The sequence below is a fragment of the Bradyrhizobium sp. ISRA430 genome, from assembly GCF_029909975.1.
Classification (GTDB): Bacteria; Pseudomonadota; Alphaproteobacteria; order Rhizobiales; family Xanthobacteraceae; genus Bradyrhizobium.
This window is the reverse complement of record NZ_CP094516.1, coordinates 7,458,929-7,472,082: the sequence shown is the minus strand read 5'-3', so window position 1 is coordinate 7,472,082 and position 13,154 is coordinate 7,458,929. Positions and strand designations below refer to the sequence as shown.

General features: G+C 58.2%; 13 protein-coding genes. 5 read left to right on the top strand and 8 right to left on the bottom strand.

Annotated elements, in window-relative coordinates; genetic code table 11:
- The first annotated feature begins 22 nt into the window (after positions 1-22).
- Positions 23-784, top strand: coding sequence for a glucose 1-dehydrogenase (locus MTX21_RS35150; protein ID WP_280969049.1), 762 nt, complete (start codon positions 23-25; stop codon positions 782-784).
- A gap of 36 nt (positions 785-820) precedes the next feature.
- Here the strand turns inward: MTX21_RS35150 and MTX21_RS35145 are convergent, their stop codons facing one another.
- The 3 genes from MTX21_RS35145 to MTX21_RS35135 form a co-directional block, all read right to left on the bottom strand.
- On the bottom strand, positions 821-1,420 hold the full coding sequence (locus tag MTX21_RS35145; protein ID WP_280969048.1) for an NAD(P)H-dependent oxidoreductase: 600 nt from the start codon (positions 1,418-1,420) through the stop codon (positions 821-823).
- Between the two features lie 609 nt (positions 1,421-2,029).
- A complete protein-coding gene (locus tag MTX21_RS35140; RefSeq protein ID WP_280969047.1) occupies positions 2,030-3,004 on the bottom strand; it encodes a transporter in 975 nt (324 codons plus the stop codon).
- A 202-nt stretch (positions 3,005-3,206) separates the two neighbouring features.
- The gene (locus MTX21_RS35135; protein WP_280969046.1) at positions 3,207-4,796 is read right to left on the bottom strand and encodes a Na+/H+ antiporter; all 1,590 of its coding nucleotides are present in this window, start codon (positions 4,794-4,796) and stop codon (positions 3,207-3,209) included.
- 422 nt (positions 4,797-5,218) lie between these two features.
- On the opposite strand from MTX21_RS35135, the gene MTX21_RS35130 reads away from it, so the two are divergent.
- The 4 genes from MTX21_RS35130 to MTX21_RS35120 all read left to right on the top strand — a co-directional run bounded on the left by MTX21_RS35130 (position 5,219) and on the right by MTX21_RS35120 (position 8,458).
- On the top strand, positions 5,219-6,361 hold the full coding sequence (locus MTX21_RS35130) for an LLM class flavin-dependent oxidoreductase (protein WP_280969045.1): 1,143 nt from the start codon (positions 5,219-5,221) through the stop codon (positions 6,359-6,361).
- Positions 6,358-6,987, top strand: a complete 630-nt coding sequence (locus MTX21_RS35125) for a CE1759 family FMN reductase (RefSeq protein ID WP_280969044.1) — start codon at positions 6,358-6,360, stop codon at positions 6,985-6,987. The genes MTX21_RS35130 and MTX21_RS35125 overlap by 4 nt, the downstream gene beginning before the upstream one ends.
- A 170-nt stretch (positions 6,988-7,157) precedes the next feature.
- Entirely contained in the window at positions 7,158-7,325 is a 168-nt protein-coding gene (locus tag MTX21_RS40180) for an iron-containing alcohol dehydrogenase (protein WP_341510448.1), read from the top strand.
- Between the two features lie 467 nt (positions 7,326-7,792).
- The gene (locus tag MTX21_RS35120) at positions 7,793-8,458 is read left to right on the top strand and encodes an FCD domain-containing protein (protein ID WP_280969043.1); all 666 of its coding nucleotides are present in this window, start codon (positions 7,793-7,795) and stop codon (positions 8,456-8,458) included.
- A gap of 19 nt (positions 8,459-8,477) precedes the next feature.
- Here the strand turns inward: MTX21_RS35120 and MTX21_RS35115 are convergent, their stop codons facing one another.
- The 5 genes from MTX21_RS35115 to MTX21_RS35095 all read right to left on the bottom strand — a co-directional run bounded on the left by MTX21_RS35115 (position 8,478) and on the right by MTX21_RS35095 (position 13,137).
- Positions 8,478-9,224, bottom strand: a complete 747-nt coding sequence (locus MTX21_RS35115) for an ABC transporter ATP-binding protein (RefSeq protein WP_280969042.1) — start codon at positions 9,222-9,224, stop codon at positions 8,478-8,480.
- 2 nt (positions 9,225-9,226) lie between these two features.
- Positions 9,227-10,009 (bottom strand): ABC transporter ATP-binding protein, encoded by a 783-nt coding sequence (locus tag MTX21_RS35110; RefSeq protein ID WP_280969040.1) that lies wholly within the window; start codon positions 10,007-10,009, stop codon positions 9,227-9,229.
- A 7-nt stretch (positions 10,010-10,016) separates the two neighbouring features.
- A complete protein-coding gene (locus tag MTX21_RS35105; RefSeq protein WP_280969039.1) occupies positions 10,017-10,949 on the bottom strand; it encodes a branched-chain amino acid ABC transporter permease in 933 nt (310 codons plus the stop codon).
- 3 nt (positions 10,950-10,952) lie between these two features.
- On the bottom strand, positions 10,953-11,837 hold the full coding sequence (locus MTX21_RS35100; RefSeq protein ID WP_280969038.1) for a branched-chain amino acid ABC transporter permease: 885 nt from the start codon (positions 11,835-11,837) through the stop codon (positions 10,953-10,955).
- 166 nt (positions 11,838-12,003) lie between these two features.
- Positions 12,004-13,137: an ABC transporter substrate-binding protein gene (locus tag MTX21_RS35095; protein ID WP_280969037.1), complete on the bottom strand. Its 1,134-nt coding sequence runs from the start codon at positions 13,135-13,137 to the stop codon at positions 12,004-12,006.
- Between the last annotated feature and the right edge of the window lie 17 nt (positions 13,138-13,154).

The following is a 13,154-nucleotide window of genomic DNA, read 5'->3' as shown; positions in this document are numbered from 1 at the left end:
TTCGGCAAGGGAACATTGAACCATGAGCGAGCTTCTCGACTATTTCGGCAAGGTTGCATTGATTACCGGCGGCAGCACGGGAATTGGTCGGGCGACGGCGCTGGGGTTCGCGCGACAAGGTGCAAAAGTTGTGGTTGGTGACCTCAGTGAACAGGGTGAAGAGACGGTTGCAGCAATCAAAGGGGCTGGTGGCGAGGCCTTGTTCGTCAAAGTAGATGTTTCAAAAGAAGATGATGTGAAAGCGTTGGTCGAGGCAACACTTGGCAGCTACGGACGCCTGGATTGTGCGTTCAATAACGCGGGCGTGCTTCCACCGACGCTTCCGCTTGCGGAAGTAGACGAAGCGACATTCGACAAAGTGATCGCGGTGGATCTTAAAGGTGTCTTCCTCTGCATGAAGCACGAGATCCTGCACATGTCCAAACACGGAGGCGGCGCCATCGTAAATACCGCGTCCATCGCAGGAGTAATCGCCGATCCCGGAATGGCGCCCTATGTGGCCGCCAAGCATGCAGTCATTGGACTGACCAAAGCGGCCGCAGTGGATCATGCCAAAGACGACATTCGTGTAAATGCCTTGGCGCCTGGCTTGGTCGAGACCGGGATGACCCGGAGATGGTTGGATGATCCTGTTATGCGCAAAAAGGTGCTTTCAGGACCTTTGTTCGAACGTGCGGGCAAGCCGGAAGAGATCTCGGGTATGGTGCTGTTTCTGTGTTCGCCCATGTCATCCTTCACGACCGGACAGACTTTCATCGTTGATGCGGGACAGACCACCAGATAACCGGCATCGCTTCACCAAAGCCCTCTATTTTTTAGGTCAATCTGCTTTCACCACCTGCTCGCGCCCGGCCTTCGTGGCGTTTGCCCACCAAGCCAATTCATCCAGCATGGACTTCAAGGAAGGCTGCAAGACCGCATCGACCTCGGACATCGGTGCATTCTGCCCAATCGGCGACACCTTGAGAAATTCGCCGCCTGACAGATGCACGGCGTGGCGCAACGGCACCATTTGGAGCTCGACCGCGATGTTGCGCAGATGTTCTACTGCACGCGCGCCCCCGACCCCGCCATAGCCCATGGCGGCCATCGGCTTTCGATTCCACTCTTTGTAGGCTTGATCGAGCGCATTCTTGAGCGCTCCTGTGATCGAGCGGTTATACTCCGCCACGACGAAAATATATCCATCGAAATCCGCGAGCTTGCGCTGCCATTTTACGGCGCGTTCATCCGACGAAGGCAGCCACAGGTTGGACGCCGCCTCGTTGAAAAACGGAAGATCGTAATCACGCAGATCAACTAGCTCGAAAGTCATCTCATCCCGCCTCTGAGCTTGTTCGAGCAGCCATTGTGCCGGCTTGTCGGCGAACCGCGTGTTGCGGGTTGAGCCGATGATGATAGCAATCTTGGGTTTGGTCACGAGATGGCCTTTCCTACGGATGTCAGAATCCGCCCGCGATGCATTGGGTTGCAGCAATCAATTCGCAGTCATTCTTCGAGCGCAGGTCTCGAGCGAAATCGACGCTGACTCCACCCAAACTATGACAAACTAGACCGCAATAACAGGCGCAGCCGCACTCCGTTGTTCGAAGCAGTCGAACTCCGAGTTAGACTGCTTCCCGCCGCGCCGCCCTCTTCTCGTCGCTCAACCGTTTTAGAGTATCGGGCATTTCACACGCGGATTGTCGACGCTCGTAATAGCGACCTGACGGCCACCCCCGCCGCAACGATTTCAGAGCCGGTTCGAACAGAGGTCCGCCGACGGCGTCCAGGCTAAATCAATACCTTGGTCTTTTATGAGACGCCTGGTTTCAGCAACGAGATCTGCAGTTGAAGTGTTGATTAGCTGATCAGCATCGGTCGGTCCTGTCAGCGCCGACCACTCGCACGCCGATCCAATAAGCCTCCAGGTCTCGTACCTGAGGGATAATCATGAACTTGAGACCATCATCACAAGACGGAGCCGAGAATGGGGTTTACCGCTGGCATCCAACTCATCGCAGACTCTCCAAATCGAAACTCGCGGACCTCAGAACGGTGTTATGAGGCGCAGAACAGCTTGGTAGCCTTGGGGCCGGTTTTCGACGCCGAATTCCTTGAAGACGTTGGCGATGACTTTTGCACTCGAGCTAGACCAAACGAGCCCGGGTCCGATGCCGAACGCGCGCTGTCGTGACCCGGGCAGCGCGGTCCCATCGATTTCGGTGTTGGTGATTTGCTGAAAGCCATAGCCGGTAATCCCAGCCCGCCATTGATCGGACAGCGCATATGATGCAGATAGGCTGAAGGCTGCTTGCTGGCCTGGCTGCGCTGATCGTGTCCCAGACGACCTCGCGAGATCACGGTTCTCGCCGCTCCAGTCGTAGATCAGGCGGCCACTGACTTCCCAAAGTTCGGTCGTGCGCCACGTAAAGGCGTAATAGGGCGAGATTTGCCAGATATTCTGCCCAACATTTGAAGGGCGATCGCGATTATAAGAGCCCGTCGGGGCTACGATCTGCAACCCAAAGCGCATCGAGAACGGCCGCCCGAGTAGAGAAAGCTGACTCCATTGTATCTGGGGGTCGAACGTGACGTCTCCGACGCTCGTATTTGTGCTATCGGAGCCGGCGAAATCGTTATGAAGGTAAACAAGCGGAATGACCGCATCGAACCCAAGATTGCCGCCGAGCAGCTTCAATTCAGAAACGTAAATCGGGTGGATATTGATGCCCGCGATTGTCTGCTGGTTTCGGCCCGGCACCTTTCCGCCTTGGGTATCATTGAGTCGCCAAGCCTGATAGCCGCTGCCGACCGTCTCAAATGTAAAACCGGGGCCGCCATCGCCGTCGAGGAAACTAAAGGTGCCAAGACCCATGGAGGGCTGCGGGATGGCCGACTGGGCACGACCGACGTTAGGCGTGCTCACTATTGCGCCCGCGAGCCACAGACCCGTCAGGATATGAAGCGCGGATCGACGAGCGGCGCAGGCGCTGTCGGTGACAGGAACCGCCAACGTGATCATCGACCGGTTCGACCTGCGCGCCATCTGACAGTTGTCCTGTCCACCCATCCAACCACTGCAGCGCGTAGCGGTCTACCAGCGCGCTGCATCGAAGGCTGTACTACTCTCACGCGCCTTGAGGCGACGAAAGGCTATCAAAAAAGAACGCAGAGTTCGCTTTAACGAAACAGCCACCCCTTGCTACCCGAAGGAAGCGGAGCAGTCAGTAATCGCCGCGCGCCGTTATTTTTCGTGCCGAGAGCTCCTCCAGATCGAGCTCCTCCTCGAATTGGTGAAGGAGACTATCGTGGACCAATCCCTCTTGGAAAAGATCGAGAAGCTCCTTTCGGGCTGCCGTGACAGCTGAAAGTACGGCTCGCGCATGCTCTCCTCCAACATGGTCATTCCTATTGGAGTTGGCGCCTTGATCGCGGGCGACCTTGGCGCGCCATTCGTACTGCGCAATGATACGGTCAGCGTGCGCACCATTCAGGTTATGGCTGTGATCGCGGACGGCCCGAAGCTCGGCTTCCGCGATTCTCAGGCGTAAATCGCTCTCAGTCAACGTCGGCGCCTGTTCGAGCACAAAGTCGCGACCCGCAATGGCCCTCGCAAGCGGTGTGAGGGTTCCGCCAAGGACAAAGATCGTTCCGGCGATCACGCCAAAGGTCACGATCAGAACGAAGTCTCGTCCCGGGAGGTCAGCGGGTAAGCCCAGTGCCGCGGCGAGACTTACAACGCCCCGCATGCCGGCCCAGCTCATGAGCGCGGGAATGGTCGCAGGTGGATACGGATCGCGCCGCCTGAGCGACGGAACGAGCGCGCGGTAAGTGGCTGGAAAAATCCACGCCGCGCGGGACAGAATGAGTGCAGCCAGAATTGCCGCAATCGCCGGAAGAAGGTCGACGATCGTCCTCCACTGACCGCCGGCGCGCTCAACCACGCCACGCAGGGACAAGCCTATGATGATGAAAAGGAGTGATTCCATCACGAACTCGGCCACGTCCCAGACCGCCCGCGCTTGCGTGCGCGCGGCAGCAGACCATGTCCTATGCTGATGGCGGCCAAGAATGAGGCCGCAAGCAACCGTTGACAGGACTCCTGATGCTCCGGCGGCCTCGGCGATGATATAAGACGCCCAGGCCAACAGAAAAGTCCAGATGACCGTCAGACGAGCATCGGCGAGAAGGCGAGCTATGGACGCTGACAGGTACCCAAGCATGAGTCCGATGCCGATTCCGGCCATGGCCACATACAGAAATGTCATGCTCGCTTGCCCTATCCCGAACGTGCCGGTCATCGCGGCTGTGACAGCAAGCTGAAGCAGGACCAGGCCGGATGCATCGTTGACGAGACTTTCTCCTTCAAGCAGAACGACAACGCGCCGCGGGAGCGGGAACCGCTTCAAGACGGCCTTGGCCGCAACCGCATCGGGCGGTGAAAGGATCGCGCCAAGAGCGAAGCAGACAGACCAAGGCAATTCAGGCTTCAGCCAATGCGCTACAACTGCAACAACGACTGTTGTTAGCACGACAGCGCCCGTCGCCAGTTGGAAGATGATCCTGAGGTTCGCGCGGAAATCGGTCCAGACGGTAAAATAAGCGCTGGCGAGCAGAAGCGGCGGAAGAAAAAGGACCATAACAAGGTCCGGATCAAACTCGATGCCAGGAAGCCCTGGAACGAGCGCGATGGCGATGCCGCCGGTCATCAAGACCGACGCACGCGGAAGCCTCAGCCGCGACGCAAGGGTCTCCAGCACGACAGCGATCATCAGCAGGACGAGAAGGATCTCGAAGCGCGACTGAGGCGTCATCGTGCACGAACTCTTGCGTCATCCAGCAGGCACCGCCTCGGCAAAAACGATCTTCTGGCCGATGACCGGCTTGGGCCAGCCAAAAAGAGCCTACTGAGGAGAGCCTTTTGATCGTCCTCTTGGCTGTCCCTGGATGTGCGGACGACCGCCCAGGCGGCCACAAGTTAGCCGGTTTAAAGCCAGCGAAGAGCCAGGCGGTTTCGAATTCGGTGTTTCATCACAGCGAACAGTCGCGCCCTCCTTGTGTCACGTAGTGGGCCAATAGCCATTGCGAACGAGCCGATTACCCTTGAAAAGTTCATGCATCTCGTTTGCCGTTGTCAGCGATCCTCCAGTCTGGCATTTCGCCGTCGACCGGCAGGCCGAGACCGCAAAGGATCAAATCCCACTTCGCCGCCGAGGAGTATACATCGATGAGTGGAATGCAGTTTGGGATCTTCACCGTTGGCGATGTCACCAACGACCCGCTCACCGGACGTACGCTGAGCGAGCACGAACGGATCAAGGCTACGGTGGAGATCGCCAAGAAGGCTGATGAGGTTGGCCTTGACGTGTTCGCCACCGGCGAGCACCACAACCCGCCGTTCGTTCCTTCCTCGCCCACCACGCTACTCGCATTCATTGCCGCGCAGACCAAAAACCTCTTGCTCTCGACGTCCACGACGCTGATCACGACCAACGACCCCGTCAAGATCGCCGAGGATTTCGCCGTGCTGCAGCACCTCGCGGACGGCAGGGTCGACATCATGCTTGGGCGCGGCAACACCGGGCCGGTATATCCGTGGTTTGGCAAGGACATCCGCGCCGCGATCGCGCTCACCGTTGAGAACTACGCGCTACTGCGGTCCCTTTGGGACAATGAGGTCGTGAACTGGGAGGGCAAGTTCCGTACGCACCTGCAAGGATTCACGCTCGCGCCGCGGCCGCTAAATGGCGTGCCGCCGTTCGTCTGGCATGCGTCCATCCGCTCGCCCGAGATTGCCGAGTTGGCCGCATATTATGCCGACGGCTTCTTCGCCAACCATATCTTCTGGCCGCCATCGCACACACAAAGAATGGTGCAACGTTACCGCGAACGCTTTGCGCACTACGGCCACGGAACGCCGGAGCAGGCGATCGTAGGTCTCGGCGGTCAGGTCTTCATGCGGCCAAACAGCCAGGATGCCATTCGCGAGTTCCGTCCGTACTTCGATAACGCGCCGGTGTACGGCCATGGCCCGTCTCTGGAGGACTTCATGTCTCAGACCCCATTAACTGTCGGTTCTCCGCAAGAGGTCATCGATCGCACGCTGAGTTTTCGCGATTACGTTGGCCATTATCAGCGACAACTCTTCTTAGTCGACCACGCTGGCCTGCCGCTCAAGACCGTGCTCGAGCAGCTCGATCTGCTCGGTGGGGAGGTCGTCCCGGTGCTGCGCAAGGAGTTCGCGATCGGCCGTCCCGCCGACGTACCTGGCGCCCCCACGCACATCTCGCTAGTGGCCGCCAAGGAAAAGCGCGCCGCGGAGAAAGAGGGATCGTCGGCGCTCAAGGTCGAGCTTCCCGAGGCGGAGGGGCGCTCATGACTACTATCGCAGTGGTGGCTGGCGGACTGCGTGAGCCGTCCTCGACGCGGCTATTGGCAGACCGGCTGGCGGGAGCCGTGCGCGCGAACCTACCCGCTGCCGAGCTGAAGGTGTTCGAGTTGCGCAAGTACGGCCGATCGGTCATGGACATGATGCTGACCGGCTTTGCGACGTCCGATCTGGAGCAAGTGTTCGAAACCCTTGCCGACGCGGACGCGCTGATCGCTGTGACGCCGGCGTTCAATGCGTCCTTCAGTGGGCTGTTCAAGTCTTTTTTCGACGTGCTTCCCGAAGGGACGCTAAAGGATATGCCTGTGCTCATCGGCGCCACCGGCGGCACCGAGCGCCATTCTCTGGTGCTGGAACATGCGTTGCGGCCGATGTTCTCCTACTTGCATACGATGGTTTCCCCGACCGCCGTTTACGCCGCAACCGACGACTTCGGAGGAGCGGGCTCGTTGACTCTGAGCGGGCGCATCGAAAAGGCGGCGGCAGAGTTCGTGCGATTGATCGTTTCATGTGGCGCACGACAGCGGTTCGTCGAAGGCGCTGATGATCTGAACGAGATGCAACGCCTCCTCCGTGGGCTCGATGATCCACATGCGATCTCTGAACGGGACCTTTAACAATAGGCAATCGAAAGGAGATACCACCATCCGTCGCGCTTTGGTCCTGACGCCCCCGTGCCACGAGCGGCTGGGGCGCGACATGGCCCAACGTCTCAGGGAACATTTGCAGGATTGTTTGCCGGCGCGGTCATGCACACGCCCGTCGGCGTGACCGAAGAGGCCCTCAAGTGCGCATCCGACTTGAAACGGATGGCATCATTGCGGCGGGTGGCGGATCGACCATCGGACTTGGAAAAGCCCTCCCGCTGCACACTGGCCTTTCTCAAACCGCCATTCCCACGACTTACGCCGGCTCCGAAATGACGCCGATCCCGGTCAAATCCAGGACGGCGTGAAGACAACGCAGTCCGATCCCGAAATCTTGCCCAAGACGTCGAACAGCCCACTTGTGGTCGCGCGGATCGCGTCGGCTGCCATCAGCGCCCTTTTTTCCCGCCTCTGACTTTCGGCAAAGATTCAAGCGAAAGGATTCGATGTTTCCTTCCTTGCGAGGCTTTACGCTTGCTGAAGAATTTCGGCATGTCCAAGCCAGCCGTGAAGGCGAGCAAATTTGTGGAGACTTGAAAGATCACTGTAGCGGGGCAGCAACCGACTCAGCCGCTGCAAACCGGAATATATATAATCCTGCGGTTTATATTGACTTTTTCTTCCTGTCGGCGCATTCTTCAAGATTGCTTTGAGTCGATGTGTGATCGCTTGCCGGGTTCACTGCACGGGAATCCTGGTAGCTAGAGAAGACGGACCTGTTAGGCAGCATTCCATGGCATCCCGGGTCGGGCTTTCGCCTGTTGGCCGACGAACAATGGCTTCAATTCTGACCGACCGATTGCGGCAAGACCTTCTGACAGGCGTGCTTCAGCCGGGCGCCCGTTTGACTGTGAAAGAACTTAGCGATCGGTATGAAGCTGGCGCGATTCCATTACGTGAGGCGCTGTCACGGCTTTCTTCAACCGGGCTCATCACGGCCGAGGACCAGCGAGGGTTCCGCGTAACCGAGATTTCGGAGGAGGAGGTATTAGACATCCAAACACAGCGCGCGGAGCTAGAGTGTGCTGCGCTGCGAAAGTCCGTCGAGACGGGTTCTCTCCAGTGGGAATCCGACCTGCTCGCCATCCATCATCAACTAGCGCACATCCAGTCGAAGCTGGATGGAGGGCCATTGGCCAGCAACCCGGAATGGGAAGCGCAGCACTGCAAGTTCCACTTGCAGTTGGTCAGCGCCTGCGGATCGAAATGGCTGCTGCGCTTCATACGGACCCTGATTGATCACAGCTCCCGCTACCGCCAGATCGGCGCATACGCCATCTTAAGTTCTGAGGTTCGACGTGATATCGCAGGGGAGCACAAGGCCATCCTCGATGCTGCGCTCGCCCGCGACGCTGATCTTGCTTGCGCGTTACTGCGATCGCACTACCGCGCGACCACGCGAGCAGTGGTCGACTTTATCGAGAGGACACGGGGAAAATGATTGACCCTAACTCCTTATGTCACGCTATCCCATCGTTTGTTTCGCGCGGGGACCGCCCCAGATAAACATCGGCGAGTCGACTATCGGAATCAAACTTGCGCCATTCTTCGTCACCGACTTCCAGCACGATTTTGCCAAGAGACATAACGTAAGCTCTGTTGGTTGCCTCGATTGCGATGCGCACGTTCTGCTCCACCAGCAAGATGCCGAGCCCCGTCGAGCGCAGGCGCTGAAAGATCGTGAAAATCTCCTTGACGATTCGCGGCGCAAGACCCGTCGATGGCTCGTCCAGAATCAGAAAATCTGGCTGCAGCAGCAGCGCGCGAGCCGTAGCCACCATTTGCTGTTGGCCGCCGCTGAGCAGGCCAACCGGCGTGTGGAGCCGGTCTCGCACCAATGGAAATAGGTCGCAAATGTCGTCCCAAGAGAAGCGTCGCTTCGCTGCGCGTGAATTCCCCTCGGCCTGAGCTATACGAAGATTGTCGCGAATCGACATGGGCCCGAACAGTCTTCGGTTCTCAAGCAGTGCGGCTAGGCCGACGGATGGCCGCATGTGCGCAGGGAGCGGCGTGATGTCTACATCATCTTTTAGGATACGCCCCGAGTTCGCCCGGTTGAAGCCCATCAACGTCCTGACAAGAGTAGTTTTGCCGGCTCCGTTAACGCCTACTAGAGCGACTGATTCGCCGGGAGCGATGAACAGTGAGACACCCTGCAGAATCTGTTGTAGGCCATAGCCGGACCGGATTGAATCCAATCGAAGCATCACTAGATCCCCAAATAGACCTCGTGGACTCGGCGGTCATTCTTGACCTCCGCCACCGTACCACTGGTTAGGATCTCTCCAAAGTTAAGCACATATATATGGTCCACCACATTCATGAGGTCCATGTCGTGCGAGACCAAGAAGATTGACATGCCGTCTGAGTTAAGTTGGGCAATCCACTCCCTAAGATGTTCGATTTCCTCGACGTTGAGTCCAGACGACGGCTCGTCCAGCATCATGATCCGCGGCTGGCCGACGTTGGCGCGCGCGATCTCAAGGATGCGCCGCTGACCGCCGGTCAGTTTTTTTGCCGGCGTGCACTTGAACGCTTCAAGCCCAAAGCGACGGCACTCTGTCTCGGCCATCTCCAACATCTGTCGCTTCTGGCGCGCTGAGTGTGGGGTGCCAAACATGTCCCCAAGCATCGAGCTATTCGTCAGCTTAGAGGTGCCAACCATGATGTTCTCGAGAACAGTCATTTCCTCGAAGACCTTTGGGGTCTGGAACGTGCGCACCATGCCACGCCGGCATCGCTCTTGGATGGAGAGAGCAGTGATGTCTGCACCGTAGAGTTCGACACGACCGACTTGGGGCCGCATGAAGCCCGAGGCGACGTTGAACAATGTCGTCTTGCCTGAGCCGTTCGGGCCTATCAGCCCGGTTATGGATTTGCTCGCGATCTCGATGCTCACCTCACGCAGAATACGGAAGCCGCCGATCGCGAGCGATACTCCCGCGATGCGCAGATCAGGCGAACCATTTTGGACATGGACGTCCTGTAGCATCGCAACCTCAGTTCCTTCTGCCGATGACCTGCTGCACTGTGCCGGCTATGCCGCCCGGCATCAGAGTAACCACGAGGACCAGCGCGAGACCGAACAACACTTGGTGAATATGTCCGAAGGCGCCGAGGTAGTGAGGTGCGAGAGTGACAAAGAGCGCGCCGATAACCAGTCCCGCAAGGTACTGCGCGCCACCGAGCACCGGGATCAACAAGAACGTGATGCTCTTGACTATATCGAAGGAGTGGACGCCCACGAATGACGTGTAATGTGCGAACAGGCTACCGGCGAGGCTGCCGAAGATCGCGCTTAACACGAAGACGCGCACCTCTAGCCCGCGATTGTCCACGCTGAGGCTCGCAGCAGCGTCGGCGTCATTGCGCATTCCCTGCAGCATCAGGCCGGTGCGGCTGTTGATCAGATTGGATGCAATCCACAGGCATGCGGCGAGCACCGCCACGGTGAGATAGTAGAAGGAGATCGGGGTGTTAAGTGCATTGCCGGCGATTACGATTGTCGGTATCCCGCCAATCCCCAGTTCGCCACCAGTAATGCCTACCCACTCGAAGAACAACGAATGACCAATGATGCCGAGGGCGATGGTGGCAAGTGTAAGAAAATACCCCTGCAGACGCAGGATTGGCCAACCGAGTAGAAGGGCTATCGTCGCCGACAGCAGGGCACCGCCGGCGATGTCGACAAGCCAGTGCACACCATAGTGGATCGAAAGATAAGCCGTCGTGTAGGCGCCGACCCCATAGAACAGCGCCTGGCCGGCGTTGATGATACCGCAAGTCCGAAGCAGCAAGCCGACGCCGAGACCAGCGATTGAGTAAATGCACGTAAAGACGAGGATGTCGACGATCTCGCGGTCGAATAGCTGCGGCAGGACGAGCGCCAAGATAGCGGCTATAGTAAGGACAGGCCTGATTACGAGACGCATCGTTCAGCTCCTACGCAGACCACGGCCGAGCATTCCGTTCGGGAGGAAGATCATGATGAGGATCAGCATCGCGAATGTAATCGCGTCCTTGTAGGCCGAAGAAACCGAGACAATGGCGAGAGACTCCAAGAGGCCGATCGTGATGCCTCCGACAGCCGCACCGATCGGGTTGGTCAGCCCACCCAGAATCGCTGCCGCGAAGCCCTTGAGCGTCAGGATTAGCCCGATCTGGTGGTCGACGGGCAGAACAGTTGAGATCAACACGCCCGCAATGGCGCCGAGGAGGCCGCCCAATGTGAACGTAAGCGTGCGCATCAGCGACACATTGACGCCGATGCTCATCGCCCCCTCGTCGTCGATGGAAGCGGCCATCATTCGCATGCCCAGCATGGTGTGTCGGTAGAATAGTCGGACCGCGACGATCGCCAGGCTTGATAAACCCATCAGCCAGAGCGCTTGGCTTTGCAGGACAGCGTCTAGAATGATCCACACCTCGATGGGTTCATAGGCCGGGAGACTGAAGCTACCGGAGCCAGCGAACTGGAGAACAAGAGCCGCGAGCGTGATTGCCAATCCTAGGATCAGGAGAAGGTATGAATCGTGCGCAGCATTGCGTATTCGCATGTGCCGGACAAAGGCCAGATCGACTACTAGTCCGATGACCATACCGCTGGCGATGCCGGCAAGAGCGGCAACCGGATAAGGCCATCCTGCCGCGGAGACGGCCAAAGAGGCGAATATTGCTGCAATGATGCTGAACTCGCCCTGCATCGCATTGATGACTCCGCTGCCCTTGTAGATCGCGGCGATGCCAAGACCTATCAGAGCATAGACGACACCGTTCATGATTCCCGCGATGATAGATTGAATCAGCAGGCCCAGCGTCACGATACACCTTCGTCGTACGAGTGTCGTTTTCCGGAAGCGACCAGGAGTGTTCGCGTTCCGCCAATGATTCTGACGTCTGCCGACCGCGGACGCCGGACCTTAGTGGATGGATGCCCCTGTCACATCGTGACTGGCCAAGGTAATGCTGTGGGCACCTAGAGCTGTCTCAGTCGGCGATGCGATAGTCCATGCGCGTGAATTTGCCGTTGACGACACGCGAGAACACGTAATCCGACAGCTTGAGGCCAGTCATGTCGGGCGCCAAGAAGTTATAGTCGGCGTTGACCCCTTCGAATTTGCCGCGAACAGCCTCGCATAGCTTGCCTTTGGCCGGCTCGGGACCGGTGCTCGCGAGGCCCCTGACAAGGACGTTTAGCGCGTCCCAGCCCCATGCCTCGATCGCTTTCGGCGGTTTGCCGTATTCCTGATGGAACAGCTTCACAAACTCCGTCTGACGCGGCAGCGGGTCTTCGGCAACGAGGTATTCGGGAAAAATGACATCGCTGACATTGGATCCCATCGCCTCGACAATATGATAGGGTGATTGCCCAAGCACCGAAAGGATCGGCTGCTTGATCTGCAAAGCGCGAAGGTTGCGTACTGGAGTGCCGGTAACACCGACAACGAAGAAACCGTCCGGATTCATCGCACGCAGCTTTGCCGCCTGTGTGGTTGTGTCCGTCGCGGCGATCTCGAACGTTTCGCTGCCGGCGATTTCGACGCCATATTGACCGGCGAATTTTTGTAGTTCGGTGAAGACGATGCGGCCGTAGCCTGCGTCGTAGAGTGCTGCCATCCTCTTTAGCCCTTTGTCCTTGGCGTAGGATAGGAGCGCACGCGCGTTCAATTCCTGTGATGGCGCGATGTGGAGCACGCACTTTCGTTCCTTCTCCACTGCCGGGCCAAGACCGGAGAATGCGATCTGCACCATCTGTAGAGAGTCGGTGATCGCGCCGATGGCCACCGAAGACCCGGTTTGGCTGGCACCGAGTAGCGCGACGACTTTGTCGGTATAGATAAGCTTGTTCGCCTTAGTGATAGCGGTATCCGGATTGGTGCCGTCATCCTCGTGAATGATCTGAACTAGTCGCCCGTTGACGCCGCCCCGGGCATTGATGTGCTTCGCAGCCAGAAGAACGCCGTTCAGTTCTGAACGGCCAATCGACGCCCCACCGCCCGTCAGAGGGAGGATGACTCCAATCTTGATCGGGATACCCTTGATTTCCTCCGCCTGAGCCTGGGTAAACGCGACCACGCCCGCCAGAAGAACGGCAGCGCAGACTTGAAATCCATTTGACATCACGTCGTTACCTCCCC